Source organism: Streptomyces sp. ISL-66, from assembly GCF_018614135.1.
Classification (GTDB): domain Bacteria; phylum Actinomycetota; class Actinomycetes; order Streptomycetales; family Streptomycetaceae; genus Streptomyces.
Genome location: NZ_JAGGOW010000175.1, coordinates 1 through 26,980, shown reverse-complemented (window position 1 = coordinate 26,980; position 26,980 = coordinate 1). Strand labels below are relative to the sequence as shown.

The 26,980-nt window shown below is 73.0% G+C and carries 20 protein-coding genes, 1 tRNA gene and 1 pseudogene; 10 read left to right on the top strand and 12 right to left on the bottom strand.

Annotation, left to right across the window (positions count from 1 at the left end; translation table 11 throughout):
- Nucleotides 1-320 precede the first annotated feature (320 nt).
- Both J7E97_RS30285 and J7E97_RS30280 read left to right on the top strand, forming a co-directional pair.
- Nucleotides 321-626: a 4a-hydroxytetrahydrobiopterin dehydratase gene (locus J7E97_RS30285; protein ID WP_215033940.1), complete on the top strand. Its 306-nt coding sequence runs from the start codon at nucleotides 321-323 to the stop codon at nucleotides 624-626.
- Nucleotides 626-1,429 carry a class I SAM-dependent methyltransferase gene (locus J7E97_RS30280; RefSeq protein WP_215033938.1) on the top strand — a complete coding sequence of 268 codons (804 nt, stop codon included), beginning with the start codon at nucleotides 626-628 and terminating at the stop codon, nucleotides 1,427-1,429. Before J7E97_RS30285 ends, J7E97_RS30280 begins: the two co-directional genes overlap by 1 nt.
- A 24-nt stretch (nucleotides 1,430-1,453) precedes the next feature.
- Here the strand turns inward: J7E97_RS30280 and J7E97_RS30275 are convergent, their stop codons facing one another.
- From J7E97_RS30275 to J7E97_RS30240, 7 genes are all read right to left on the bottom strand, one after another.
- The gene (locus J7E97_RS30275) at nucleotides 1,454-1,885 is read right to left on the bottom strand and encodes an RICIN domain-containing protein (RefSeq protein ID WP_215033936.1); all 432 of its coding nucleotides are present in this window, start codon (nucleotides 1,883-1,885) and stop codon (nucleotides 1,454-1,456) included.
- Nucleotides 1,886-1,907: 22 nt separating this feature from the next.
- Nucleotides 1,908-2,756: an aldo/keto reductase gene (locus J7E97_RS30270; protein WP_308346854.1), complete on the bottom strand. Its 849-nt coding sequence runs from the start codon at nucleotides 2,754-2,756 to the stop codon at nucleotides 1,908-1,910.
- Nucleotides 2,757-2,884: 128 nt separating this feature from the next.
- On the bottom strand, nucleotides 2,885-3,658 hold the full coding sequence (locus J7E97_RS30265; RefSeq protein WP_215033934.1) for an ABC transporter ATP-binding protein: 774 nt from the start codon (nucleotides 3,656-3,658) through the stop codon (nucleotides 2,885-2,887).
- Nucleotides 3,655-6,807: an ATP-binding cassette domain-containing protein gene (locus J7E97_RS36380; protein ID WP_251055386.1), complete on the bottom strand. Its 3,153-nt coding sequence runs from the start codon at nucleotides 6,805-6,807 to the stop codon at nucleotides 3,655-3,657. The genes J7E97_RS30265 and J7E97_RS36380 overlap by 4 nt, the downstream gene beginning before the upstream one ends.
- Before the next feature lie 16 nt (nucleotides 6,808-6,823).
- A complete protein-coding gene (locus tag J7E97_RS30250) occupies nucleotides 6,824-8,086 on the bottom strand; it encodes an ABC transporter substrate-binding protein (protein ID WP_215033932.1) in 1,263 nt (420 codons plus the stop codon).
- Nucleotides 8,087-8,218: 132 nt separating this feature from the next.
- The gene (locus tag J7E97_RS30245; protein ID WP_215033930.1) at nucleotides 8,219-10,042 is read right to left on the bottom strand and encodes a long-chain fatty acid--CoA ligase; all 1,824 of its coding nucleotides are present in this window, start codon (nucleotides 10,040-10,042) and stop codon (nucleotides 8,219-8,221) included.
- 133 nt (nucleotides 10,043-10,175) lie between these two features.
- Nucleotides 10,176-11,027: a LysR substrate-binding domain-containing protein gene (locus tag J7E97_RS30240; RefSeq protein WP_215033928.1), complete on the bottom strand. Its 852-nt coding sequence runs from the start codon at nucleotides 11,025-11,027 to the stop codon at nucleotides 10,176-10,178.
- A gap of 189 nt (nucleotides 11,028-11,216) precedes the next feature.
- Here J7E97_RS30240 and J7E97_RS30235 point away from each other — a divergent pair, with 189 nt between their 5' ends.
- Nucleotides 11,217-12,290 carry a bile acid:sodium symporter family protein gene (locus tag J7E97_RS30235; protein WP_215033946.1) on the top strand — a complete coding sequence of 358 codons (1,074 nt, stop codon included), beginning with the start codon at nucleotides 11,217-11,219 and terminating at the stop codon, nucleotides 12,288-12,290.
- A gap of 9 nt (nucleotides 12,291-12,299) precedes the next feature.
- Nucleotides 12,300-12,731 carry a (2Fe-2S) ferredoxin domain-containing protein gene (locus tag J7E97_RS30230; protein WP_215033926.1) on the top strand — a complete coding sequence of 144 codons (432 nt, stop codon included), beginning with the start codon at nucleotides 12,300-12,302 and terminating at the stop codon, nucleotides 12,729-12,731.
- 17 nt (nucleotides 12,732-12,748) lie between these two features.
- Here the strand turns inward: J7E97_RS30230 and fdhD are convergent, their stop codons facing one another.
- Nucleotides 12,749-13,582, bottom strand: a complete 834-nt coding sequence (gene fdhD, locus J7E97_RS30225; RefSeq protein WP_215033924.1) for a formate dehydrogenase accessory sulfurtransferase FdhD — start codon at nucleotides 13,580-13,582, stop codon at nucleotides 12,749-12,751.
- Nucleotides 13,583-13,787: 205 nt separating this feature from the next.
- Between fdhD and J7E97_RS30220 the strand changes: the two genes are divergently transcribed.
- Both J7E97_RS30220 and J7E97_RS30215 read left to right on the top strand, forming a co-directional pair.
- Nucleotides 13,788-14,729, top strand: coding sequence for a beta-ketoacyl-ACP synthase III (locus J7E97_RS30220; protein ID WP_215033922.1), 942 nt, complete (start codon nucleotides 13,788-13,790; stop codon nucleotides 14,727-14,729).
- 227 nt (nucleotides 14,730-14,956) lie between these two features.
- Nucleotides 14,957-15,044, top strand: a tRNA-Leu gene (locus tag J7E97_RS30215).
- Nucleotides 15,045-15,130: 86 nt separating this feature from the next.
- On the opposite strand, the gene J7E97_RS30210 is transcribed toward J7E97_RS30215, so the two are convergent.
- Nucleotides 15,131-15,688 carry a TetR/AcrR family transcriptional regulator gene (locus J7E97_RS30210; protein WP_215033944.1) on the bottom strand — a complete coding sequence of 186 codons (558 nt, stop codon included), beginning with the start codon at nucleotides 15,686-15,688 and terminating at the stop codon, nucleotides 15,131-15,133.
- A 160-nt stretch (nucleotides 15,689-15,848) separates the two neighbouring features.
- A complete protein-coding gene (locus tag J7E97_RS30205) occupies nucleotides 15,849-19,085 on the bottom strand; it encodes an NACHT domain-containing NTPase (protein ID WP_215033920.1) in 3,237 nt (1,078 codons plus the stop codon).
- Between the two features lie 131 nt (nucleotides 19,086-19,216).
- Between J7E97_RS30205 and J7E97_RS30200 the strand changes: the two genes are divergently transcribed.
- The gene (locus J7E97_RS30200; RefSeq protein WP_251055387.1) at nucleotides 19,217-20,914 is read left to right on the top strand and encodes a serine/threonine-protein kinase; all 1,698 of its coding nucleotides are present in this window, start codon (nucleotides 19,217-19,219) and stop codon (nucleotides 20,912-20,914) included.
- A 377-nt stretch (nucleotides 20,915-21,291) separates the two neighbouring features.
- Here J7E97_RS30200 and J7E97_RS36375 read toward each other — a convergent pair.
- Together J7E97_RS36375 and J7E97_RS30190 are read right to left on the bottom strand one after the other, a co-directional pair.
- Nucleotides 21,292-22,017 (bottom strand): annotated as a pseudogene (locus J7E97_RS36375) (IclR family transcriptional regulator C-terminal domain-containing protein); the annotation flags it as partial.
- An 800-nt stretch (nucleotides 22,018-22,817) separates the two neighbouring features.
- On the bottom strand, nucleotides 22,818-23,345 hold the full coding sequence (locus J7E97_RS30190; protein WP_251055384.1) for an RNA polymerase sigma factor: 528 nt from the start codon (nucleotides 23,343-23,345) through the stop codon (nucleotides 22,818-22,820).
- 589 nt (nucleotides 23,346-23,934) lie between these two features.
- Here J7E97_RS30190 and metG point away from each other — a divergent pair.
- The 3 genes from metG to J7E97_RS30175 all read left to right on the top strand — a co-directional run.
- A complete protein-coding gene (gene metG / locus J7E97_RS30185; protein WP_215033914.1) occupies nucleotides 23,935-25,650 on the top strand; it encodes a methionine--tRNA ligase in 1,716 nt (571 codons plus the stop codon).
- Between the two features lie 149 nt (nucleotides 25,651-25,799).
- On the top strand, nucleotides 25,800-26,690 hold the full coding sequence (locus J7E97_RS30180) for a helix-turn-helix transcriptional regulator (protein WP_215033912.1): 891 nt from the start codon (nucleotides 25,800-25,802) through the stop codon (nucleotides 26,688-26,690).
- A gap of 90 nt (nucleotides 26,691-26,780) precedes the next feature.
- On the top strand, nucleotides 26,781-26,980 hold a 200-nt coding region (locus tag J7E97_RS30175; RefSeq protein WP_215033910.1), incomplete at its 3' end, for a hypothetical protein.

Genomic DNA, 26,980 nt, shown 5'->3' with positions numbered 1-26,980 from the left:
GGCCGGGGCGGCCGCCGCCGGGGTCGCCGCCACGGTCCCGGCGGCGGATAAGGCGCCCGCGGTCGCCGCGGCCCCCGCGATGAAGGTGCGCCTGGAGTTGCCTGTGCGCGTCACGAAGATGTCCCCTCGGTACCCGACGCTATTACCGCCGGTAACAGTCACGTCCGGCGCAGGAGCATAGGGGCGGCACGCTGGTCACGGAAGGCGCGGAAGTACCCGCACGCACTATGGCGCGAAACCTTCCCCCCGGCCCGAGCTGTGGGAACCTTGACTCCACGTCAGGTCAATCGGGCAGTCGCGTACGGGGAAGGAGCCTGCGGATGTCGAGAGAGCCGCTTTCGCAGAAGGAGATCGAGGACCGGTTGCGGGAACTCCCCGGCTGGGCCTTCGAAGACGACCGGATCTTCCGCACCTACCGGCTGGGCAGCCACTTCGCGGCGAGCGCACTGGTCAGCCACATCGCCGCCGTGCAGGAGGAGCTGAACCACCACTCCGACCTCACCCTCGGCTACAACACCGTCCGCGTGTCCGTGAACACGCACGACGCGGGTGACTCCGTCACCGAAGCCGACTTCACCCTGGCCGAACGCGTCGAAGCCCTCGCCTCCGCCCACGGCGCCGCCTGATGCCGATACCCGTACGGCAGGTCTCGGCCTCGGTACCGGTCTCCGTACCGGTACCGAGACCGCTCCTCGACTACGACGCCGAGGCCGAGGCCTACGACGCCACGCGCGGCGGGGTCCCGCGCGCCGAGGCCGCCTGCGCGGCGGTCCTCGGCCTGCTCCCGCCGGCCGCGGCGACCCTGCTCGACCTCGGCTGCGGCACGGGCATCGTCACCACCCGGATCGCCGCGGCCCGCCCCGGGCTGTGCGTCCTCGGCGTGGACACCTCGCAGGGGATGGCCGCCATGGCGCGCTCCCGGGGCGTCCCCGTGGTCCTCGCCTCCGGGACCCGGCTCCCGGTCCGCCCGGGCACGCTCGACGCGGTCAGCGCGGTCTGGCTGCTGCACCTGCTGCGCACACCGGGCGCGGTGGCCGCCGTGATCGCCGAGGCTGGGCGGGTGCTGCGGCCCGGCGGGGTGTTCGTCACCACCGTCGACAAGGACGCCGCCCACGACGTCGGCAGCGACATCGACGCGGTGCTCGCACCGCACCTCACCCCGACCCCGGCCGACTCCGCGCCGGTGGTCGCCGCCCACGCGGCCGCAGCGGGCCTTCGCCCCGTGGGCGAAGCCCTCTTCACCGGTCACGGCCAGGGCCGCACCCCGCGCAGGAGCGCCGCCGCGCTGCTCGCCGGGCAGTACGCCTCCCGGGTCCGCCCGCGCGGGACCACCCCGCGCGGGCTCGCGGACCAGCTGGAACTCCTGCCCCGACCGGACACCCCGCGCGCGGAGCCGACGTACCGGCTGCGCGCCTTCGTACGGAGCTGAACCCGACCGGGAGGACCGGCCGGGTCAGACGGGCTCCAGGCGCCACCACTGCGCGGGCGAGTCGGTGTCCTCGCACTGGCGGGCCCGGCCCTCGGCGTCCGCCTCCAGCGGCAGACCGCTGATCGCGGCGATCAGCGAGACGACCCCCGGGTCGTCGAGGTGCTCCTCGACGACCCACTCCTGTGCCCCGAAGGCGTTCGCCTTCCACACCTGGACCCGGGTGCCGCTCTCCGTCGAGGCGTTCGCGACGTCGAGCCGCTTGCCGTTGTGGACGCTGACCAGGTGGAAGATCCCGCCACCGCTGTGGACGGGCGTGATCTCCCACTGCCGGGCCGGCTCCGGCCCCGCGTCCGGTCCGCCGTCCGGCCCGACGCACACCCGGTTGCCGGCCTCCACCTGGAGCAGCAGCCCGCTCGCGGCGTTGCGGACCCGGTAGACGCCTTCGGGCGCCGTCACCTCGCTGACCCCCGCCCGCGGCTCAGAAGTCGAACTCGGCCGGGTCGGGACCGATCCGGCGGCCCGCCGAACCGGCACCCAGCGCGTCCAGCGCGGCGATGTCGGCGGCGTCCAGCTCGAAGCCGAAGACGTCCAGGTTCTCCCGGATCCGCGCCGGAGTCACCGACTTGGGGATCACGATGTTCCCGAGCTGGAGGTGCCAGCGCAGCACCACCTGCGCGGCCGAGCGGCCGTGCTTGTCGGCGATCGCGGTGACGGCGGGCAGGGTGAGGAGCTCCTTGCCCTGCCCGAGCGGGGACCAGGCCTCGGTGGCGATGCCGAGGCGGGCGTGGACGGCGCGCAGTTCGGCCTGGGGGAGGAGCGGGTGGAGCTCGATCTGGTTCACGGCCGGGACCAGGGAACTCTCGGCGCCGAGGCGCTCCAGGTCGGCGGGGCGGAAGTTCGACACGCCGACGGCCTTGGCGCGGCCGCTCTCCGCGATCTCCTCGAAGGCCTTCCAGATGGCGACGAAGTCGTCGCGCATAGGGCGCGGCCAGTGGATCAGGTACAGGTCGACGGCGTCGAGGCCCAGCTTGCCGAGCGAGGCATCGAACTCGCGCAGCACGTTGTCCCGGCCCCAGGTCTCGGACTTGCCGTTCCACAGCTTCGTGGTGACGAACAGTTCCTCGCGCGGGATCCCGGCCGAGGCGATCGCCTTGCCGGCGCCCTTCTCGTTGCCGTAGACGGCCGCCGTGTCGATGCTGCGGTAGCCCGCCTCCAGCGCGGTAGCGACGGCCTGCTCCGCCTCGGCGTCCGGGACCTGCCAGAGTCCGAAGCCGAGCTGGGGCATGAGCGTGCCGTTGTTGAGCTTGATGCCGGGGACCTGGTTCACGTCGTGCCGTTCCCTCTTGTCGTCGTCGGTACCGGGTGGGCGTACGACCGGCGACAACCGGACTCCCGCTTGGCCTATTCCCGCCGAACGGGTGAATTCCGTACGGCGGGAACGGCCCCCGGCCCGCCCTACGCCCCCAGGTACGCCTCGCGGACCCGCGCGTCGGCCCGGACCTCGGCGGGAGCGCCCTCGGCGAGCACCCTCCCCAGGTCCAGGACGACCACGCGGCTGCACAGGTCCATCACGAAGGCGACGTTGTGCTCGACCAGCAGCACCGCGCAGCCCTCCTCCTCGGCGAGCCGCCGCACCACCACCGCCAGCTGCTCGCGCTCGGGCGCCGACATGCCCGAGGCGGGCTCGTCCAGCAGCAGCACCCGGGGCGGATCGGCGACCGCTCGGGCCAGCTCCACCATCCGGGCCTGACCCACCGGCAGACCACCGGCGTACGAGGCCCCGAGCGACCCGATCCCGCAGTCGGCCAGCACCCGCGAGGTCCGCTCCCGCCGCTGCCGCTCCCGCCGCCGGCGGGCGGGCGAAGCGATCAGGTCGGCGGCGAAGCCACCGCCACCGCCCCGCCACTCCTGCGCGACGAGGACGTTGTCCGCCACGCTGAGCTGCCCGAACAACTGCTGGCGCTGGAAGGTCCGGCGCATCCCGTGCCGGGCCCGCCAGACCGGGGAACGCCGGGTGACGTCCACCCCGTCCAGCAGCATCCGGCCCCGCTCGGGCCGCCGGATCCCGGACAGGACGTCGAACAGCGTGGTCTTCCCCGCCCCGTTCGGCCCGATCAGCCCGCACACCTCGCCGGCCCGGATGCCGAGGTCGACGCCGTCCAGCGCCGTGACCCCGCCGAACCGGACACCCACCCCGGCGGCCCGCAGCACGTACTCGCCCCCGCTCATGTCCTCATCCCCAGATAGGCCTCGGTCAAGCGGTCCGCCTCCACCTCGGAGCGCGGGCCGCACCAGGAGACCCGGCCCTGGGAGAGATAGGCGACGGTGTCGGCGATCCCGAGGATCTCGGCAGCCTTCTCCTCCACCAGCAGCAGCGCGGTCCCGGCGGCGCGGAGCTCGGTGAGCAGCCCGTACACCTCGTCCACCACGCGCGGCGCCAGCCCGAGCGAGGGCTCGTCCGCTATCAGCACCTCGGGCGGACGCTGTAGCAGCGGCGCGAGGGCCAGCATCTGCTGCTCCCCGCCGGAGAGCGCCCCGGCGGCGACCGAGCGCCGCTCGCGGAGCCGGGGGAAGCGCGCGTACACGGCGTCCCGCTCGGCCGGGTCCCTCAGGTACAGCGCGAGGTTCTCCTCGATGCTGAGCGCGGGGAAGATCCCCCGCCCCTCGGGTGCCAGCAACACCCCCGCCCGGGAGCGGCGTACGGCCCCGTCGCGCGTGGCGTCCCGCCCGCTGACGTGAACGGCCCCGCCCGTGACGGGCAGCGCCCCGGCCGCGACCCGGCACGCGGTGCTCTTCCCGGCGCCATTGGGCCCGAGCACGGCCAGGATCTCCCCGCGCCGCACGAGGAGGTCCACCCCGTGCAGTACGAGCCCCCCGTCGTACCCGGCGCTCACGCCGCGCAGCTCGAGCGCGGGCGCGGTCCCTGCGGGGCTGGCCGCCGAGGGGTTGTCCCCTGCGGGGCTGTGCGCCGAGGGGGTGTCCCCCACCCCGCCCCTTCCCGAAACCGGGCCCCGCCCGGACCCTTCGGGGGTTCCACCCCCGGGCCCCCGCGCCGCGAACTTCCCCGGACCCCGGCCCGGGGTGTCCCCTGGCGGGGCTGGATCCCTCGGCGGGCCATTCCGGCTGGCCCGGCGTTCGGGGGCCGGGGTCTGGGGCGGAGCCCCGGTTTCGGGAAGGGGCGGGGTGGGGGAACGCCCCGCAGGGCCAACCCCGGCTCCGTCGGCAGCCTTGGCCGCGGGAACGGCTCCGGCGGGGGCTCCGGCCCAGGCGGAGGCGCCGATCCCGGCGGAGGCTCCGGCCCCGGTCAATGCTCCCGCCCCGGCCGACGCGCCGATCCCGGAGGCTCCCGCCCGGGCCGACGCGCCGATCCCGGTCGGGGCGCCGGCCCCGGCGGAGGATCCAGCCCCCGCCGACGCGCCGCCCCCGTTCGACGCTCCGACCCCGGTCGAGGATCGCGCCAGCGCGTTGCCGCCGGCCCGTCGCCGGGCCATCCGCACCGGGATCGCCGCGCAGTACCCGTCCGGATCATTGGCCAAGGCCAGCCCCGCCAGTCCGAACAGGATCACCGGCAGGTGGGCCGACGCCGTCACGTAGTCCGCCATGACCCGCGGAGCAACGGCGAAGACCAGCCCCGCCACCACCGCGTACTGCGGCCGCCGGACCCCCGCCGCCACGACCACCGCGAGCCACACCAGTCCCGTCATCGCCGTGAAGTCCGTGGCGGTGATCCGGGTGTTGTACGACGCGTACATCACGCCCCCGAACCCCGCGAGCCCGGCCGACAGCGTGAACAGCAGCAGCTTCGTCCGCAGCACGGACACCCCCGAGGCCATGGCCGCCGCCGGAGCCGACCGTACGGCGAGCATCGCCCGCCCCGACGGCGAGTTCCGCAGCGCGCTCAGTCCGGCCGCGACCGCCGCGACCAGGACCAGCAGCGCCACCCCGAGCGCGCGGTCGTCGGAGAGGTCCACCGGCCCGATCACGGGCCGCGGGATCGACCATCCCGAGTCCCCGTTGCGCAGCCAGCGCATCTGGAAGAGCACCTGGTCCGCCAGGAAGGCCAGCGCCAGGGTCGCCAGTGCCAGGGACCGCCCCCCGAGGCGCAGCGCGGGCAGCGCGACCAGCGCCCCCAGGACGGCGGCCACGCAGGTCCCGACGGCCAGTGCCGCCACGAACGGCCACCCGTGGCTCATCAGCAGTCCGGCGACCAGCGCCGCGCCGGTCACGAACGTCCCCTGGGCCAGTGAGACCATCGCACCGAGCCCGGTGACCACGGTGAAGGACATGAACACCAGGGCCAGTGCCAGCCCCTGGGCGAGGAGCCCGCTCCAGAACGGCGTGGTCACGGTGTAGAAGGCGACGCCGAGGGCCACGCCCAGGCAGGCCCACACCCCCCACCTCCGCCCCCACGGGGCGCCGGCCAGGTGGTCCACGGAGGCGACGTCCACGGCCTCGGTCCCGGCGGTCCGAGCCCGGCGGGTGAGCACCAGCAGTCCGCCGAACAGGATGAGGAACGGCACGGCCGTCCTGAACCCGGTGATGGAATCGGCGAAGGAGGCGTAGCCGACGACCAGGTTCTGCAGGACGCCGAGCCCCAGTCCGCCGGCGAAGGCGAGCGGTACGGAGGCGAACCGTCCGATCACCGCCGCGGTGGCCGACACGAACAGGAACAGCGTGAAGTCGTGCGCCGACAGTCCGAGGAGCGGGGTCGCCAGTACGCCCGCCAGCCCGGCCAGTCCCGACGCGATCATCCAGGCCACCGACGACAGCCGGTCGGCGTCGATCCCGCGCAGTTCGGTGAGCGAGCGGTTATCGACGACGGCCCGCAGCCGCAGGCCCAGCCGGGTGTGCCGCATCAGCACCCAGAGGGCGACGGCCACGACGGCCGTCGCCACCCAGGTGATCAGCTGGTCGGAGTCGATGCCCACGTCGGCGGTGAGCTGCCAGGACGTGGCCGGGCTCGGCCCCACCCCCGGCAGTCCGAACTGGTTCTCCGCCGGCGCCAGCGGAGCTCCCGCGTCCACGAGCAGTTCCACCGCCCACAGTCCGGCGGCGGGCAGGGCCACCAACAGGCCGATGGTGGCCACGATCTGCGCGGTCTCGCCGACCTGCGCGAGCCGCCGGAACATCAGCCGGTCCAGCGCCCAGCCGAGCCCGGGCGCCAGTACGCACACCACCAGCAGCGCCGTCGGGACGGCCGGCCAGCCCAGCCCGGAGTGCAGTTCGTAGAAGGTGAGCGCGCACAGGTAGGCGGTGGCTCCGTGCGCGAAGTTGAACAGCCCGGACGCCGAGTACGACAGCACCAGCCCGGTGGCGAGCAGTGCGTACAGGGCGCCGGACACCAGACCGCTCAGTACGAGGGCGAGCAGATCTCCCATGCGGATTCCCGGTCCCCTACTTGAAGGGGATGGGCTCGTGGCACTCGAACGGTACGGAGACCTCGTACGCGCCGTTCTTCAGCTGGACGAGCGCCCCGCAGCCGAAGCTGTCCTTCTGGCCCTTGGGCTCGGACCGGTCGCCCACGAGGGTGGCGGTGTCGGTGAAGCCCTGCGCGGCGGCCTGGAAGGACTCGACGGTCAGGTCCTTGCCGGCCTTCTGCGCGATGGACAGGAACAGGTCCGCGGACATGTAGCCGGTCATCATATGGATGCTGAGCGGCACGTCCTGCCCGCCCGCGGCGGTTTTGATGTCGGCCTTGAACTGGGCCATCTTCGGGTTCGTCGACTCGAACGGCTCGAACTGCAACAGGACGTGCACGCCGTCGAGGGCCTGCTTGGTGGCGTCCTTGGCCAGCAGACCCGGGTCGTAGTCGGTCGGGTCGGAGAGCAGCCCCTTGTACCCGCTGCGCTTGAGCGAGGTGAACAGTCCGATGTTGTTGGGGGTTTGCATGACCGAGACGACGGCGTCAGGGGCCTTGCCGTCGTTGCTCTCGAGGATCTCCTTGACGTACGCGGACCAGTCGCTCGGTACGGCGGTGCCGGGCACCGAGGCCTTGGCGTAGGCGACCTCGAACCCGGCGCTGGTGAAGCCCTGCTGGAAGGTGCGCACGCCGAACTTCCCCGCGTCGCTGTCATTGGCGATGATCGCGACGGACTTGCCCCGGGCCCCGCCGAGCACCTTGCCGATGCCCTCGGGCCAGGTCTGGTTGATGGTTCCGCCGGGGGTGGGGGCGAGGCAGCCGTTGAACCCGTAGATGTACTTGGGGCCGCAGAACGAGGGAAGCGTGCCCCAGCCGAAGGTGGGGACCTTCTCCTGTTCCAGGAAGTCGGAGCCGGAGAAGGTGACCGAGCTCATGGGGGAGACCGCGAACACCTCGTCCTGCTGCACGAGCTTGCGGGCCGCCGCCAGGTTCTTGGCGGGGTCCTGACCGTCGTCCTCGGCGCCGATGTAGTCGATCTTGCGGCCGTTGACCCCGCCCTCGGCGTTGGCTCTCGCGTAACGGGCCTTCGCCCCGAGATCGGTGTCCTTCTTGCTGTATCCGCTGGCACTGGTCATCGACACGATGCCGCCGACCTTGATCGAGTCGCCGCTCACCCCGCGGGAGTTGCCGGCGGCTCCCGGCTTGTCCCGGGAGGAGCCGTTGGAGGCGGAGTTGCAGGCGGAGACGAGCGCGAGCGTCGCCGCCGCGGCGGCCAGGATGCGGATCGGTCGCAGCATGTGTGGATCCCCTCCGGTCGGAATCCCCGCATTCTGTGCGCGACCTGACGCATCGTCAATATCAACGGCCAGCAAAGTGACGAACCGTCAGGTAACGGTTCGGGTCACCGGACGGATCGTGGAGCACGTGAGTCAGGACTGGTAGAGGGCCGCTACCTCCCTCGCGTAGGCCTCCTCGATCGCCCGGCGCTTCAGCTTCAGCGAAGGCGTCAACAGACCCCGCTCCTCCGTGAACTGCTCGGCCAGAACGCGGAACGTGCGGATCGACTCGGGCTGCGACACCAGGGTGTTCGCGGCGACCACCGCCCGGCGGACCTCCGCCGTCAGATCGGGGTCGAGCACCAGCTCGGCCGCCGGCAGCTGCGGCCGCCCGCGCATCGCCAGCCAGTGAGCCACCCCCTCCGCGTCCAGGGTGAGCAGGGCGGCGATGTACGGCCGGTCGTTGCCCACCAGCACGCACTGCGAGACGAGCGGATGCGAACGGACCCGCTCCTCCAGGGCGGTCGGCGCGACGCTCTTGCCGTTGGAGGTCACCAGGATCTCCTTCTTGCGCCCGGTGATCGTCAGGTACCCGTCCTCGTCCAGCCTCCCCAGGTCCCCGGTCGCCAGCCAGCCGTCGTGCAGCACCGCGTCCGTGGCGCGCTGGTCGTTCAGGTAACCGGCGAAGACGTTGCCGCCGTGCAGCCAGATCTCCCCGTCCTCGGCGATGTGGACCGTACTGCCCGGGATCGGCAGGCCGACGGTGCCGTACTTCGTGGCCCCGGGCGGATTGGCGGTGGCCGCCGCGCACGACTCCGTCAGCCCGTACCCCTCGAACACCGTGATCCCGGCGCCGTCGAAGAACAGCCCGAGCCGGCGCGCCATCGCGGAGCCCCCGGACATGGCGTGCCGCACCCGGCCGCCCATGGCGTCGCGGACCTTCCCGTAGACCAGCTTCTCGAAGAGCTGGTGCTCCATGCGCAGCTTGGCCGAGGGCCCGGCCCCGATGCCGAACGCCTTCTGCTCGCGCGCCTGCGCGTACCGTACGGCCACGTCCACGGCCCGGTCGAAGGGCCCGGTGCGGCCCTGCGACTCGGCCTTGCGGCGAGCGGCGGCGTAGACCTTCTCGAAGACGTACGGGACTCCGAGCACGAACGTCGGCCGGTACGCGGCGAGGTCCGGCAGCAGCTCGGCCGCCGCCAGCACCGGCTGGTGGCCGAGCTTCACGCGGGAACGGACGGCCGCCACCTCCACCATCCGCCCGAAGACGTGCGCGAGCGGCAGGAACAGCAGCGTGGAGGGCTGTTCGCCGGGGCCGGCCTGGAAGACGGACTCCCAGCGGGTCGCCATCGTGTCGGCCTCGAACATGAAATTGGCGTGGGTCAGCACGCACCCCTTGGGTCGGCCGGTGGTGCCGGAGGTGTAGATGACGGTGGCCGTCGCGTCGGGGGTCACGGCGCGACGGTGACGGTGCACGACGTCCTCGGCGACCTGGAGGCCGTCCTCGACGAGCCCGTCCACCGCTCCCGAATCCAGCTGCCAGAGCAGACGCAGGCGCGGCAGTCGCTCGATGACCGACCCGACGGTCATGGCCTGGTCCTCGTCCTCGACGACGCAGGCCGTGCACTCGGAGTCGTACAGGATCCAGTGGACCTGCTCGACGGAGGATGTGGGATAGACGGGGACGGGCTGGGCGCCGATCGCCCACAGGGCGAAGTCGAAGAGGGTCCACTCGTAGCGGGTACGGGACATGATGGCGACCCGGTCCCCGAAGCCGATGCCGTTCGCCAGCAGGCCCTTGGCCAATTCCAGGACTTCGGCGGCCAGTTCGGCGGAGGTCACGTCGTACCAGACCCCGTCGCGCTTGCGGCCGAGCACAACCCGGCCGGGGTCCTCGCGGGCGTGCAGGAAAACGACATCGGCCAGACCGCCGACGGGCGAGCCCGTGACGACCGGTGGGACGGTGATCTCGCGCATGTCCCCGCTCCTCTCCGCGCAGCGCGGCGACGCTACCCCACCCCTCCCCGCCGTTGATCAACAGCCGGATACCTCCACAAGACCTCCCCAGCGGTTCGCACACCCTCCCGCGGCCGGCCCGCGGACGGCCCCGCTACGCGGCCCGGGTCAGCCGGTCCGCGCCCGAGAGGATCGCGCCCGCCAGGGCTTCGGCGGCCGCCGACACCCGGGGGCCCCGCAGGAGCGCGAACTCCACCGGGCCGAGCTCCGGCAGCCCGCCCACCCGGACCAGTCCCGGCGGGATCAGCCCCCGCGTGTGGGCCATCACCCCCAGGCCCGCCCGCGCCGCCGCGATCAGTCCGCTCAGGCTGCCGCTCGTACAGGCGATCCGCCACGGCCGTCCGTCCGCCTGCAGCACGTCCAGCGCCCGCGCCCGGGTGATCCCCGGCGGCGGGAAGACGATCAGCGGGACCGGCCGGTCCGGGTCCACCCGCAGACCCTCCGCCCCGATCCACACCATCCGGTCCCGCCACACCAGACGACCCCGCTCGTCCCCCTCGCCGCGCCGCTTGGCGAGGACGAGATCCAGCCGCCCCGCGTCCAGCCGCTCGTGCAGGGTCCCCGACAGCTCCACCGAGAGCTCCAGCTCCACCTCGGGGTGCTCGTGCCGGAAGGCCTCCAGGATCTCCGGGAGCCGGGTCAGCACGAAGTCCTCCGAGGCGCCGAAGCGCAGTCGGCCCCGGATCCGGGTCCCCGTGAAGAAGGCCGCCGCGCGCTCGTGCGCCTCGAGGATCGAGCGGGCGAAGCCGAGCAGCGCTTCGCCGTCCTCGGTGAGCTCCACGCTGTGGGTGTCGCGGAGGAAGAGGGGCCGGCCCGTGGCCTGCTCCAGGCGCCGCACGTGCTGGCTGACCGTGGACTGCCCGACACCGAGCCGGGCCGCGGCCTGGGTGAAGCTCAGGGTCTGGGCCACGGTGAGGAAGGTGCGCAGCTGGACGGGGTCGTACACAAGGCCACGGTAGCGGCTGTCATCGTGTTTCCTGATGACAGTCAATACGGTGTACGGGTTTCCCGATCACCGGCCCGCCCCCGACGATGGAGGGGCACCGCCTGCCCCGCATCCCATCCTCGGTCCCACTCCACCCGGGCCCACCCCGTTCCCATCCCCTCCCAGCGAGTGAGCAACGTGAGCACCACCATGCGCCGCCGCCCGACCCTCCCCGCCCGGCTCCCCGTAGACCCGTTCGTCACGGGCCTGCTCGCCACCGTCGGCCTGGCCGCCCTGCTCCCCGCCGCCGGCGCGGCGGCCACCGCGGCCGATGCCGCCTCCACCGGAGCCGTGGCCCTGCTCTTCTTCCTCTACGGGGCCCGCCTCTCCACCCGCGAGGCCCTCGACGGCATGCGCCACTGGCGGCTGCACATCACCGTGCTCGCCTGCACCTTCGTGCTCTTCCCCCTCCTCGGCCTCGCCGCCCGCGCCCTGGTCCCCACCCTCCTCACGCCCCCGCTCTACAGCGGCCTGCTCTTCCTGTGCCTGGTGCCCTCCACCATCCAGTCCTCCATCGCCTTCACCTCGATCGCCCGCGGCAACGTCCCCGCCGCGATCTGCGCCGGCTCCTTCTCCAGCCTCATCGGCATCTTCCTCACCCCGCTCCTCGCCGCCGGCCTGCTCGGCAACAGTGCCGGCGGCTTCTCCCCCGACTCGCTGCTGAAGATCGTCCTCCAGCTCCTGCTGCCCTTCGTCCTCGGACAGGCCCTGCGCCCCTGGGCGGGCGGCTTCCTCGCCCGCCACAGATCGGTCCTCGGCTACGTCGACCGCGGCTCGATCCTGCTCGTCGTCTACGCCGCCTTCAGCGCGGGCATGGTCGCGGGGATCTGGCGCCAGGTCAGCGTCCCGCGGCTCGGCGCGCTGATGGTGGTGGAGGCGGCCGTACTCGCTGTCATGCTCCTGACCACCTGGTACGGGGCGAAGCGCCTCGGATTCACCCGCGAGGACCGCATCGCCATCCAGTTCGCGGGGTCGAAGAAGAGCCTCGCCGCCGGACTCCCCATGGCCAGCGTGCTGTTCGGTCCGCAGGCGAGCCTCGCCGTGCTGCCGCTGATGCTCTTCCACCAGATGCAGCTGATGGTCTGCGCGGTCCTGGCCCGCCGACGCGCACGGGACGCCGAAGCGACGGGACCCGTCGAAGGCGCCGGACCCGTCGAACTCCCCGGCGAACATGTGGCGGAGGTCTCCCGCGCCCCCCAACACCCCGCCCCGCGGGCCCGGTAACGTGCGTCGGTGACCTGGATACGCCCGCTCTCCGCCAACGCCCCGCGCCCCTGCACCCTGGTGGTCTGCCGAGGCTGCTGCTGCGGTGATCCCCGCAAGAACCCCGGCACCGACCACGAGGGCCAGCTGGCCCGGCTGCGCGAGGCGGCCGCGGCCTCCGGCGGGCGCCTGGCCGTCCGTACGACCGATTGCCTCGGCCCGTGCGCGCAGGCCAATGTCATCGTCGTGCAGCCCACCACCGAAGCCCGGAGCCGGGGCGCCCGCGCGGCCTGGTTCGGCTGGGCCCTGGACGACACCGCCACCGACGAGGTCATCGCCTGGGCCGAGTCCGGCGGCCCCGGCGTCACCCCGGTCCCGCCGGCCCTCGACCTCCACCGCATCGACCCCCCGGCCCCCAAGCCGGCCGCGCCGGCCTCCCGCCGCGGCCGCCGCGGGCGCTGACACGGCCCTCGACGGCCTTACGCGGACAGGTCGATCCGTTCCTCGCCCGCGTAGATGTTCATGTCCCCGCCCCGCAGGAACCCGACCAGCGTCAGCCCCGCCTCCACCGCCAGGTCCACCGCGAGCGAGGACGGCGCCGAGACCGCCGCCAGCACCGGGATCCCCGCCATCACCGCTTTCTGCGCCAGCTCGAAGGACGCCCGGCTCGACACCAGCAGCACCGAGCCCGCCAACGGCAGCAGACCGGCTTGCAGCGCCCGGCCGACGATCTTGTCCACCGCGTTGTGCCGGCCGACGTCCTCCCGTACGTCGATCAGCTCGCCCCGCGCCGAGAACAGCCCGGCGCCGTGCAGCCCGCCCGTCCGGTCGAAGACCTTCTGCTCCGCGCGCAGCCGGTCCGGCAGCTCCCCGAGGATCCGCGCGCTCACCCGTACGGGATCGTCCGCGAGCCCCGGGAAGCGGGTCGCCGTGCGCACGGCCTCCAGGCTGGACTTCCCGCACAGACCGCAGGAGGAGGTGGTGTAGACGTTCCGCTCCAGCTTGATGTCCGGCACCGGAACTCCGGCGGCCAGCTGTACGTTCACCACGTTGTAGGTGTTCGTTCCGTCCTCGGCGGCACCCTCGCAGTAGGTCACGGCCCGGACGTCCGATGCGGAGCCGAGTACGCCCTCGCTGGCCAGGAAGCCCACGGCGAGCGCGAAATCGTCCCCCGGGGTGCGCATCGTGACGGCCAGCGGTTTGCCGTTGAGCCTTATCTCCAACGGTTCTTCGGCCACCAGCGTGTCCGCCCGGGTGCCCGCCACGCCATTGCGGATCCGGACGACGCGACGGCGTTCGGTGACCCGTCCCATGTGATCAGCCCACCCGTTCTGTCCTCGTCATGCGCCTGATGAACCCATTCTCGCGGATCCGCTTCGGGCACCGTCCCCGGCTGGAGGATCCTCGGGAAGCTCCAAATTCAGGGCACTGAATCCTGTCGGGTCACGCGCACCCGTACCCATCGGTAGCAGGCCAAGCTGGAACATCCTGACTGCCTTACAAGGGGGGACCCCGCCCATGACCGGTTCACGCGTGGTGGCGCTAGGGCACTACCAGCCCGCGAGAGTGCTCACCAACGAGGACCTCGAGGCGATGGTCGACACCAACGACGCGTGGATCCGGTCCCGCGTCGGGATCAGGACCCGTCACATCGCGGGCCCCGAGGAGCCGGTCGACGAGCTGGCCTACCAGGCCGCCGGCAAGGCCCTCGCGAGCGCCGGCCTGACCCCGGACGACATCGACCTCGTCCTCGTGGCGACCTCGACCGCGATCGACCGGTCCCCGAACATGGCGGCCCGCGTCGCGGCCAAGCTGGGCATGGGCGGCCACCCCGCGGTGATGGACCTCAACGTCGTCTGCTCGGGCTTCACGCACGCCCTGGCCACCGCCGACCACGCGATCCGGGCCGGCGCCGCCACCCGTGCGCTCGTCATCGGTGCCGACAAGATGACCGCGATCACCGACTGGACCGACCGCACGACCTGCGTCCTCACCGGTGACGGCGCCGGCGCGGCCGTCGTCGAGGCCTGCGACGAGCCCGGCATCGGCCCGGTCCTGTGGGGCTCGGTGCCCGAGATGGGCCACGCGGTCCGCATCGAGGGGTCGCCGCCGATCTTCGCGCAGGAGGGCCAGGCCGTGTACCGCTGGACCACCAGCCAGCTCCCGCCGCTCGCCCGCAAGGTCTGCGAGAAGGCCGGGGTCACCCCCGAGGAACTCGCCGCGGTCGTCCTCCACCAGGCGAACCTGCGGATCATCGAGCCGCTCGCGTCCAAGATCGGCGCCGTCAACGCCGTCGTCGCCCGCGACGTCGTCGACTCCGGCAACACCTCGGCCGCGTCCATTCCGACGGCCCTGTCCAAGCTGGTCGAGCGCGGCGAGATCCCCTCCGGGGCGCCCGTCCTCCTCTTCGGCTTCGGCGGCAACCTCTCCTACGCCGGCCAGGTCATCCGCTGCCCGTAGCCCCGGCGCCCTCTTCGGCGGAGCCGGTGCGCTCCGCCGAAGACCGGCCCCGGCCGGGCCTCTCCGGGACGTGACGTCCCGCCCGGCCCGCGAACCCGGCCCCTGGACATGCCCGCAGGTCAGCGCGGCGCGTCGGACTAGCCCCGGCCGAAATACCTGGTCGGAACCCCGCCGAACCTTTGCTATTGTTGTCCATGTCGCCGCGGGAAACCGGGGCCGACCACCTAGTCCGGGTGGCGGAATGGCAGACGCGCTAGCTTGAGGTGCTAGTGCCCTTTATCGGGCGTGGGGGTTCAAGTCCCCCCTCGGACACCAGCTGAGACCCCACTTCATGTGGGGTTTTTTGCTTTTCCGGGCTGTGGCGCGGCCTCGGGCGGGTGCCCGGGCGGGGCCCGTCCCGGTCAGGGGCGGGCGAGACGGTCCAGCTCGGCGTCGATGGAGGACAGCATCAGCTCGCGGGCGTGCGCCAGGGGCAGGCTGCCGCTGAGCCAGCGCGAGCTCAGGCCCTCCACGAGGGCCGTCAGCCGCTCGGCGGTGCCGGCGAGCGCCGCCGCCGCGGCCATGGGCCGGACGCGGCCGAGCAGCTCACCCACTTCCTGGACCCATACGAGCGTCGCCCGCGCGAGGTCTTCGCGCAGGTCGGGGTCGAACACCGCGCTGGCCCGCAGTTCCCCCCAGGCCGTGCTGTTCTCCCGCGTTCCGGGGCTGTCCTGGAACTCCAGGAGCAGCGTCTGCTCCAGCTCGCCGCGGGCGTCGAGCGGCGGATCGGCGGGATCCCGCTCCGTGGTGTACCGGCCCGCGCGGTCGTTGATGAACTCCAGGGTCGCGCGCAGGATTCCCGCGCGGTCCTTGAAGTGGTAGTAGATCAACGCCGTAGAGACCCCCGCCTCCGCGGCGAGCTCCTCCACGCGCAGGCCCCGGACGCCGCGCCGGACGATGACCCGCGCGGCCCCTTCCATGATTGCTGTACGTCGATCAGCCACGGTTCGACACCCTACCCGGGCGACCCGGAGCCCGGCCGGTGCGCGGGCAGCCGGATTGACTGAATCTCCAGTCAGCCGGAATCGCCACCGCAAGCGCCACGCAGCCGCGCTCTCCAGTCAGCCGTCGGCCTCGCGGTCAGTCTTCCTCGCCGACCACCCTCACGGAGGTGGGCAGCGCGTCGAGACCGTGGATCCGGGCACGCGGCATGCCGATGTGGAGCTCGCTCAGACGGGACATCCCCGCCAAGGTCGAGACGTCGATCTCCTCTCCGGGCAGGCCTCCCGAGAACGCGAGGAACCGCAGCTTGGGGAAGGCCTGCGGCAACCGGTCGATCACCTGCTGCGCGACGCCTTCGCCGCCCCCGCCGTCGAGGTGGAGCACGGTGACCTCCGCCAGGACCGTGGCGGCCGGAAGGGTCGTGAAGGACGCCGTGCCCAGGAGGAGGGTGCCGAGAGCGGGCAGGGCGGAGAGTTCCCTCCAGTCCTCGGCGGACACCGTGGCGATCGAGACGTCAACGGACACGAGCCCGGTGAGCCGGCCGATCCCCTTGAGCCCCCGCTGGGCAACGACCGTGCTGCTCACGGAGAGGCGCCGGAGCGGCGCGTGCGGGTGAAGGGCTTCCGGGGACCAGCTCAGATCGACATGGCTGTGGATCGCGAGGTGCTCGAGGTCCGGCAGGCGTCCCAACGGGCGCAGGTCCACGACGGCCGACGTGCCGAAGGTCAGGCGGCGGATCCGGAGGCCGTCGAGAGCGGACAGGTCGACGAGTTCGTCACAGTCGACGATCGTGCACGCCGTGAGCTCCGTCTGCCCGGCCAGGAAACCCAGATCCTTCGCCGGGTGATGACTCATGAGGAGTTCCGTCAGCTTGTGCCGGGAGAGGTACGAGCGCAGCGCGGTCACGGAAACGGAGGTCCTGACGTCCAGGGAGGCCGGGGCCACTCCCAGACGCTCCAGGTGCCGGAGCTGTTCGTCGGACGTGACCGTGTACTCGAGCCCGGCCGGGTCCAGCCGCGCGATGACCTCCTCCGCGTACCGGGCGGTGTCGTAGCGGGCCCAGGCCCACACCAGCTGGCTGCGCACCCGAAGATACAGATGGTCGGCGTAGCCGGCCAGGAGGGGCAGGGCGGCATCGCTCGCGATCCACGTGGCCGCGATGACGGTCAAGTACGCGTCGATGTCCCGCAGACCCTCGGGTCCCGGCAGCAGGTCCAGGATCAGCGGCCCCACTTCCCCCAACGCCCGGGCTTCCACGTCGGAACGCGGCGGGATCAGCGTGCCGGTCCGCTGCTCCACCGCTTCCCGGACGGACGGATCCAGCGTCGTCGCGTGTTCCAGGCAGGCGGACGCGAGCAAGTAGATACGGGACCGGACGAGCCGGTCGTCGGCTGCGTCGCCGAGGGCCAGCAGCTCCTGGAACAGCCCCACGCGCTCGCCGGGGCGGGCCAGCGCCACGGCCATGCGGATGACGTCCTCCCACTGGTCGTTGGCGGCATGGGCGGTGAGCAGCCCGAAGTCGCCCTCCTCCACGGCGGCCCGCGCGCCCAGGAAGTCCTGGAAGGTGCGGTGGACGAAGTCCACGGTTCCCGGGCCCGGCTCGCGGAGCAGGCCGCTGCGCTGGAGGAAGTGCTCGAAGACCGTCGGCGCATCGCCCAGGCGGGCCGCTTCAGGGACCGCGGGCAGGGCCCGCCCGATGATGTCCTCGGCCTGCGAACGGTCCATCTCCGTACGGCCGTTCTTGATCAGCCAGTACGCGAGCCGCTGGAGCAGGTCGAGCTGCGGCTCCTCCCTGAGCTCCGGAACCGCCATGTCGCGCTCCCGGTCGCGGCGGCTGATCAGCATCGAGAGGGCGGCCTCGTACAAGTCCTTGCGCCCGTACGGCAGATATCCCCGCCGGTCGCGGTGGAGCGCGCAGATCAGGCCGCACATCAGCGGGTTGGTGGCCAGTCGGCCCAGATCGCTCTTGGTGCGGACGGCGATGCGCAACTGCTCTTCGTACGCGTCGAGTTCGGCCATGTCGTCCGCCGTGTGGCCGGCCTCGGCGCGGGCAGCGGTGTGCCAGCGCTCGATGAAGGTGGCGATGTCCGAGGGCCCCATGGAGGACAGCGCCAACTCGCCGAACCCGTCCTCGGCGAGCCAGTCCCGGCCCACGGCCGACGGGCGCGAGGTGACCAGCCAGCGGTTGCCGCCCTCGTAGGTGTCGAGCAGATCCCGCAGCCAGCGCCGGGTCCGGTCCCGCTCGGGCTCCGGGATCTCGTCGATGCCGTCCACCAGGACCAGCCCCCGCCCGGCGGCGAGGACCCGGTGCTCCCAGCCGGCCGGCTGGGAGCCCGCGAGGGGGCAGCCGATCGCGGCGAGGAAGTCCTTCGGGGCGGGAAGCCGTTCGCCGCGGCGGGTGAGCGTGCGCAGCGGGAGCACGAAGGGCACGCGGTCGCGCAGGTACGCCGGCCGGTCCGCCCGGTCCTGCTGCGCGGCGGTCACGGCCAGCCACTGGACGAGCGTGGTCTTGCCCGATCCCGCCTCGCCCCGCAAGAGTACGCGCGGGGTGTGGGCCAGCGCCTGGTCCGCGGGCTGGAGTTCGGGCAGTTGCAGCGCGTTCCGAAGGTCGTACCGGTCCTCCGCGGTCCCGCCCGCCTTCGGCGCCGCCTCCGCTCGCGCGCGTTCCAGCGGCGCCGCCTCCAGGCTCAGGTACGCCACGTCCAGGGGCCACCGCGTCGGCGAATGACTGAGGTCGATCCCGTAGATGGTGAGCTTGCCGTGCTTCTTCGCGACGTAGGGCAGGTACGCCGCCTCGAACGCGAGGTCCTGGGCGTCGGGAATCGGAATGCGGCGGAGCAGCTCGTCGCTCTTCGCCGTCAGTCCGTCCAGGTCCCGGGCCTGGCGGACGAGCGCGTGCGCGAGGAACGTCCTGCGCTGGGTGAAGAACTCCAGGATGTGGTGGGCGGCGGAGTCGAGCAGGGCGTCGTAGAAGTGGGCGGCGTCGGCCGAGAGATGACGTTCGGGATGGCCGCCGGCGCGGCGCAGTTCGCGCGCGAACGCCGCCGCGCCGAGCCGAACGGCGTCGAGATCGGTGATCGTGAGGTCGCCCAGGGCGTGCAGCGTCGTGGCGACGGCATCGGTGACGGCCTCGTGTTCGTCCTCGGGTACGGGGCGTTCGCCCGTGCGCAGGCCCTGCCGGACGAGCGCGGCGGCCAGATCGCGGAGGTCGGACTCGGTGAGGGTGCGCTTCTCGCCCTTGAAGGAGACGTAGCCGGACAGCCGGACCGGCTTGTCGACCAGGCCGGCGCCGGGGGCGTCGGCGACGAAGAACCTCTTGACGAGCGGGCCGATGACCGCCGATGCCAGCCGCAGTCCGATGGCTGTGGGTTCCACGCGCGCCCCCCGTGGAGCTGTGACCGGTGCCGCCACGATCATAGGCCGCGCCGGGCTGCGGCATCATGGGCTTGGTACCGGGTGAGGGGGGAACGCGGGTGTCTCAGGACGAGTCGCGCGGCAGCGTCGTGATGGCCGGGCGCTACCGCCTGGAAGAACGGCTGGGCCGCGGCGGGATGGGGACCGTCTGGCGGGCCACGGACGAGCTCCTCGGACGGCCGGTCGCCGTGAAGGAACTCCACATGGGGGAGGGCGACCAGGCCGGGGGTGTGGCCGCCGGGGCCCTGCGCGAGGCGCGCGCGGTGGCGCACGTCCGGCATCCCCACGTCGTCGTGGTCCACGACGTCATCGAACACGACGGGCGCCCCTGCATCATCATGGAACTGGTCGACGGGGGCTCCCTCGCGGACCTGATCGGCGCCGGCAAGACCCTCACCCCGGTCGAGACGGCCAGGACCGGCCTCGCCCTGCTCGGCGCCCTGACCGCGGCGCACGGTCGGGGCGTGCTCCACCGGGACGTCAAGCCGGCCAACGTCCTCATGGAGGCCGCGACCGGCCGGGTCGTGCTCACCGACTTCGGCATCGCCCGCCTCAGCGGGGCCACCACCATCAGCGAGACGGGCGCGTTCGTCGGCTCGCCCGAATACACCGCCCCCGAGCGGATGCAGGGCGCCGAGGCCGGTCCGGCCAGCGACCTGTGGTCGCTCGGCACACTGATGTGCGCCGCGCTGACCGGGGAATCGCCCTTCCGCCGCGATTCGCTGGGCGGGATCCTGCACGCCGTCGTCTCCGGCGAGATCCGCCCGCCCGCCCAGGCCGGGCCGCTGCTCCCGGTGATCCGGGGGCTGCTGGAGCGCGACCCGGAGCGCAGGATGACGGCTCCCGAGGCCGAGCGTCTGCTGTCGGCGTACCTGACCGGTGGCAGCCTCGCGCCCGCCGATCGGATTCCCGTATCCGGCGGCGCATCCGTGGCCGGGCCCGTGGCCGGGTACGCCTCCGGTCCCGAACCGGTTCCGGGTTCAGAGGGGTTGACGGCGCCGGCCCAGCCCCCGCGCCCGACGGCCAGGCAGCTCGTCGCCAACCGGCCGGGCCTGCATGCCGGGCTGATCGCGGCCGCGCTCGTCCTGGTGGCGTCCGGGGCGGTGGCCGGTGCCTCGCTGCTCGGCGACGAGGACTCGGCGCGGGGACCGGCTCCGGGGGCCGCGGCCGGCGCTCCCCGCACGTCCGTCCCGTCCGGCCCGTCCGGTGCCTCCGGCACGACCGCGTCCGCGGCCCCGTCCGCGGGTCCGGCGGGCGCGTCTCCGGGCGCACCGGGCGCACCGAGCGCACCCGTCACGCCCGTCACAGCCGTCACGACTCCGGGCGCGCTGCCGGCCGGGTACCGGACCGTCGCCGACCCGCAGGGCTTCGGCATCGCCGTACCCGAGGGATACCAGCGGGCCACCGACGACCAGCGCGTCTTCTACGTCTCCCCGGACGGCGCCTTCCGCATCGGGATCCGCGTCAAGATGCCCGTGCCCGGCGGTCCGCTGGGCGTGATGCGGCAGGCCCACGCGAAGGGCCCGGACACCAACCCCGGTTACCGCGTCGGCACGGTCGTCTCGACGAGCCGTCATGAACACCCCGCAGCGCTCTGGGAGTTCACCTGGAACGGTTTCACTCCGGCCGAGGGGGCCCGGCACACCTACGACCTCTGCTGGGACGAGAACGGGCGGATGTACGACATCTGGGTCTCCGCGCCCGTCGGCAAACTCGCCGAGGCGAAGCGTCACTTCGACACCGCAGTGGCCACCTTCGTCCCCGGCGCGCCCGGCACCGTCACCCCCTGACGCCGTCAGGTGCGCAGCACCACCAGGCCGTCGGCCGCCCGCAGGCTCCCGGGGAGCAGCGGGGCGAAGGTGCGGGGGAGCGCCAGACCCGGGACCCCGCCGTCCGGCGGCGCGTCGAAGAGGTACGCCGCCTCCGAGGCGCTGTCGCTGACCAGGTGCGGACCGTCCGGCTCCTCGGCGGACCGGGGCAGCGGCGTCCGGAAGAGTCTGCGCAAGTGGCGCAGCGTCTCCGGGGTGACCGGCGCCAGAGCCGGGCCGGGGACGGCGGCGGGGGCACCCGGAGCCTCCGGAGCGTCAGGGCCCCCGTAGGCCCCAGAGGTCTCCTGCGCCTCCGCCGTGTCATGCGTCCCCGCCGCGTCCGGCGGGATCGCCCCCGCCAGCAAAAGCGCCAGCAGCACCGGTACCGCCTTGCGCCGCAGCGCCTCGGTGGCCTGCCGCAGCCGGTGCGCGTGCGTGCCGGGCAGCGACAGGGCGAGGCTGCCCGCCGCCTCGCCGAGCGTGAGGGGCACCGCCGCACAGACCACTCCCGGAGCGTATTCGCGCAGGTCGAAGACGGGCGCGCCCGGGGCCACCGCGTCGAGCGCCGTGAACAGGGCCCGGCTGTCGGTGATGGTCCGGTCGGTGAGCCGGGCGGGCCGGTGGCGGGCCACGTGATCGGCGCGGCCGTCGTGGTCGAGCTGGCTGAGCAGGCATTTGCCCACCGCGCTGGCGTGCGCGGCGTCCCGGAAGTCGACCCACTCCCGCACGGGCGGGGTGCCGGGCCCGTCCGCCATCTGGGTGATGCGGACCTCCCCCTCCGCGTACCGGCTCAGGTACACGGCCGCGCCCGCGCTGTCCCGGGCCAGCGCGAGCGTGTGCTGGAGCTGCCCCGCGAGGCCCCGGTCGAGGGCCGGCCCGGGGGCGTACACGCCGACGCCGGGCCGGTACGCGTACCCCTCCTCGCACAGCATCGTCAGCAGGGGCGGGAGCTCCGCCTCGGTCAGCCCGGCCTCCCGCCCGAGCCGGCCGGCCCGTACCCCGAGCGGCCGCCGCTCGAGGACCCGTACGACGGCCAGGGCGTGGCGCGCCTGCGCCAGGACCTCGCCCCCGCCGGGCTGTACCACGGTCCCGCGGGCCGCCGCCGTCAGCGCGGGGTGGCGCAGCGGGCCCGTGCCCGGTGCGGGCGGCCGTACCGGAGCGGGCGAAGGCGGCCGGAAGGCGGCCAGCACCACGGACACCCCGGGTCTGGGCAGCGGCACCGGGCCCAGGTCGGGATCGTCGAGCTGGTCGACGTAGCGCAGGACGGCCGCCTGCGCGCACAGCCACACCTCCCGCAGGTCCCGGGGACCGCCCGGCCGGAAGCGGCGCCGGTCCAGTTCCCGCGCCCAGACCCGGGCGTCGTGGTGTTCGCCGCGACGGGAGTGGTCGAGGAAGAGGCAGTACGCGGCGTGCGCGGTGCGGGAGTGTCCGGAGCCGGCGGCGAACTGCCACCAGAAGCGGGCCCCCTCGCGCAGCCCGGCCAGATGCAGCAGGCAGCCGAAGACGACGGCCCCGGGCAGGTCCGTGTGGCCTTCGGCCTCGAACGTGTCGAGCCGCTCCCCGGCCCCGGGCGCGCACACCGAGGCCAGACAGGCGGCTTTGAGGTCGAGCCTGGCCCGCTCCGCGTCCAGCGGCAGGTCCCGCGCGGGGTCGCACCAGCCAAACGCCCGGCGCCGGCCGGCGGTTCCGCGCCTCCTGGGGACCTGCCGCGCGGGCGTGTCGGGGTCGTCGCCGTGGCCGCCGTCGCCGCGCAGCAGCCGGGTCTCCGCCGCGCCCAGGTCGTAGTGCGGGTAGCGGTCGCGCACGCTCGCCCGCGTCAGGAACTCCGCCAGGGAGCGCGGCGGTCCGCCGTCCTCGTACCGGATGCCGCGGCGGGCGTCGCGGCTCATGACTCGGCGGACGTGTCGAGCAGCAGGGCGAGCCGTCGCTGCGCCTGGCCCAGCTGGGAGCGGACCGTGGCTTCGTCGACGCCCATGATGGCGGCGGCCTCGCCGGGGGTGCACTCGAGGCCGTACCGCAGCAGCACGGTGTCGCGCTGCCGTTCGGCGAGGCGGGACACGGCGGAGTAGAAGCGGATGGCGTCGGTGAGCACCTCGTACTGGTCGGCTTCCGCGTGGGCCCCCTTGAGCGCGGCCTCGAAGGCACTGATGTCCATCGGTTCCGGCCAGGGGCTGTGGCGGTACTGGCGGCCGGCGATCCGCTGCTTGAGCACGGTCCACGCGTAGGCGTCGAGGCGGTCCATGTGCAGCATCCGGAGCCATTCGCCCATGATCGAGTCGAAGGCGGAATCGACCGCCTCCTCGGCCGCCGCGTCGGATCCGAGCTGCAGGTACGCGAAGCGCATGTAGGCCGGGCGACGGTCGGAGTGGAAGGCCCAGTACGACAGGCGCGCCGGCGGATCCCATTGGCTCATGGGTGTCGGCCGCCGTCGCCGGCTGGGCAGACCCACGGCCCCGCCAACGGACTCCTCCGGACCGCTGCCATCGCTCACCGCTCCACCCCATCCCGTGTGCGGGCCCAAGGAAATCAGCGCGGGCGCATCCGGAGGGCGCAGAGAGGGAAGATGGAGGCATTACGTCCGGTGATGACCGATCGATGATCGAAGTCGACCACGCGGACGCTCAACCAGCGCACACGCATATGCCGCGCTCCCGTGCGCCGGTTCCGCGCCTCCCGCGCGGGCGCGCGGCGTGTGACCGTCCCAAGATCACTCGTGTGCCCGGCGGTCGCGCCGGCCCGCACCACCGAGTCGGCGGACAGCCGTGAGGTCGCCGGCATCACGGCGGCCGCCCGGGGACCGGACGCCGGTCCGGCACTCGCGTCCCCCGCTGTACCATGGCCGCAGCGCGAGGGCCGTGACGCAGAGGTCACCACCCTCGCTTTTGCGTTACGGCCACCAACGTCCACCCCGCAGAAAATACGGGCACGTGGCGTTTCGGCGGTTCGATACGATGAACCGCACGTCACGTTGTACCGGCATATATGAAATGGAGCATCCGAGGATGGCTCGACACCTGATCACCAGCGCGCTTCCCTACATCAACGGGATCAAGCACCTGGGCAACATGGTCGGGTCGATGCTTCCGGCGGATGTGTACTCCCGGTACCTCCGCCAGCGCGGCCACGACGTCCTCTACATCTGCGCCACCGACGAGCACGGCACCCCCGCCGAGCTCGCCGCCAAGGCGGCCGGCATCTCGGTCTCCGAGTTCTGCGCGCAGGCGCACGACGCCCAGAAGGCGGTCTACGACGGCTTCGAGCTGTCCTTCGACTACTTCGGCCGCAGCTCCTCCGCGCAGAACGCCGAGATCACCCAGCACTTCGCGCGGCGCCTCCAGGAGAACGGCTTCATCGAGGAGCGCGCGATCCGGCAGGTCTACTCGCCGGTCGACGGCCGCTTCCTGCCGGACCGCTACGTCGAGGGCACCTGCCCGCACTGCGGCTACGACAAGGCCCGCGGCGACCAGTGCGAGAACTGCACCCGCGTCCTGGACCCCACGGACCTGATCGAGCCCCGCTCGGCCATCTCCGGCTCCACCGAGCTGGAGGTCCGCGAGACCAAGCACCTCTTCCTCCTCCAGTCCAAGCTGCAGGTCGAGGTCGAGGCCTGGGTCGCGGAACACGAGGAGGAGTGGCCGCAGTTGGCGTCCTCCATCGCCCGCAAGTGGCTGACCGAGGGCCTGCACGACCGCGCCATCACGCGCGACCTCGACTGGGGCGTGCCGGTCCCGGCCGACACGTGGCCGGAGCTGGCCGCCGACGGCAAGGTCTTCTACGTCTGGTTCGACGCCCCGATCGAGTACATCGCCGCCACCAAGGAATGGTCGGACGCCGACCCGGCCGACCGCGACTGGAAGTCGTGGTGGTACGAGGCCGACGACGTCCGCTACACCGAGTTCATGGCCAAGGACAACGTCCCGTTCCACACGGTGATGTTCCCCGCCACCGAACTGGGCGTCCGCGAGCCCTGGAAGATGGTCGACTACGTCAAGGCCTTCAACTGGCTGACGTACTACGGCGGCAAGTTCTCCACCTCGCAGAAGCGCGGAGTCTTCACCGACCAGGCCCTCGAGATCCTGCCGGCCGACTACTGGCGCTACTTCCTCATCGCCAACGCGCCCGAGTCCGACGACTCCTCCTTCACGTGGGAGCACTTCACCTCCACGGTGAACAAGGACCTCGCCGACACCCTCGGCAACTTCGTCAACCGCGTGCTCTCCTTCTCGCGCAAGCGCTTCGGCGACGACGTCCCGGCCGGCAACGCGGCCGGCGAGGCCGAGGCCAAGCTGGGCACGCAGATCGCCGAACTGCTGGCCGAGTACGAGGGCCACATGGACGCCCTCCAGTACCGCAAGGCGGCCGCCGCCCTGCGCGCCCTGTGGTCGGCCGGAAACTCCTACCTGGAGGAGAAGGCCCCCTGGCTGGAGATCAAGACCGACCCCGAGGGCGCGGCGCTCACCCTGCGCACGGCGATGAACCTCATCCACCTCTACTCGGTGGTCTCCGAGCCCTTCATCCCGGCCTCGGCGCGCGCCATGCGCTCCGCCTTCGACCTCACCGACGACACGGCGACCTGGGTCAACCCGGAGCAGGCCGCCTCCCTCGACGCGGTGCCGGCGGGGACGCCCTTCACCGTGCCGCCGGTCCTCTTCGCGAAGATCACCGAAGAGGACCTGGACTCGTACCGCGAGCGCTTCGGCGGCACCCCGGAGGCCTGAGCCTTCCCGGACGGCGAACCGACGCGGGGGCGCGACCGTTTGGGGTCGCGCCCCCGCGGCGTGTCCGCCTTCACGGGCCGGACGAGCGGGCGGCGGCACGGTACGCGGACGGCTCCGGGAGGGGTTCACCCCGCTCTAGGATCGACAGCATGAACCAGACAGGGCCCAAGGCGGAACTCGGCGACTTCCTGCGGTCCCGCCGCGCGCGGATCCGCCCGCAAGACGCGGGCCTGCGCTCCTTCGGCGGCCGCCGCCGGGTGCCGGGGCTGCGCCGCGAGGAGCTGGCCCAGCTCGCCGGGGTCAGCGTGGACTACTACACGCGCTTCGAACAGGGCCGCGCCGAGAACGTCTCGGACGCGGTCCTCGGCGCCGTGGTCACCGCCCTGCGGCTGGACGCGGCCGAGGCCGCCCACCTGACCCGGCTGGTGCGCAACGCGGCACGGGGTCCGGCGGCCCCGGTGCCGGGATCCGCGCAGGAGGTCCGGCCGGGGCTGCGCAGACTGCTGGAGTCGATGCCCGGTACTCCTGCGTTCATCCTGGGGCGGCGCACCGACATCCTCGCCTGGAACCCCCTCTTCGCCACGCTGATCACCGATTTCGCGGCGCTGGCGCCGGAGCGGCGCAACAAGGCCTGGCTGGTCTTTCTCCACCCCGAGGTGCGTGGGCGGTTCGTCAACTGGGAGCGCAAGGCGCGGGATCTGGTCGCCTACCTCCGCTTCGACCTCGGACGCCATCCGGGCGACCCGCGGTTCGCCGCGCTCATCGACGAACTGGCCGAGAACAGCCCGGAGTTCACCCGGCTGTGGGAGGAGCGGGAAGTGGGGGAGAAGACCCACGGCGGCTACCACCTGCGCCATCCGCTGGTCGGCGAGTTCTCCCTCGCGTACGAGAGCCTCGCACTCCCGGATGACCCGGACCAGACGCTGATCACCTATACGGCGGAGGCGGGGTCGCCCTCGGAGGCCGCCCTGCGCCTCCTCGCGGGCGCCGGGGCCGTCGGGGAGCGCGCGCCCGAGCGCCGCAGGCAGACCCGGGCGTAGCGGATCCGGGGGGAGGCGTATCGAAGCCGGGCGTTGATCGTTTCTTCAGGCGTAACCCTCATCCCTGCTGCGGAATCGGGAGAACGCGCGGTGACCGCTTGGCAGTACTTCGCCGGGGCCGGCCTGGTGGCGGCGCTCTGTCCGCTGCACGGTCACGTGGAGGTCGCCGGAGACGGCCGCGGCCGCGGTGCCCGGGTCGACCTGTGCGTTCCGGCCGGGTCGGAGCCCCGGCCCTCGGCGGCGCCCTCCGCGCGGGCCGTGCCGCCGGGCCGGGTGACCCTGCCCGGCGC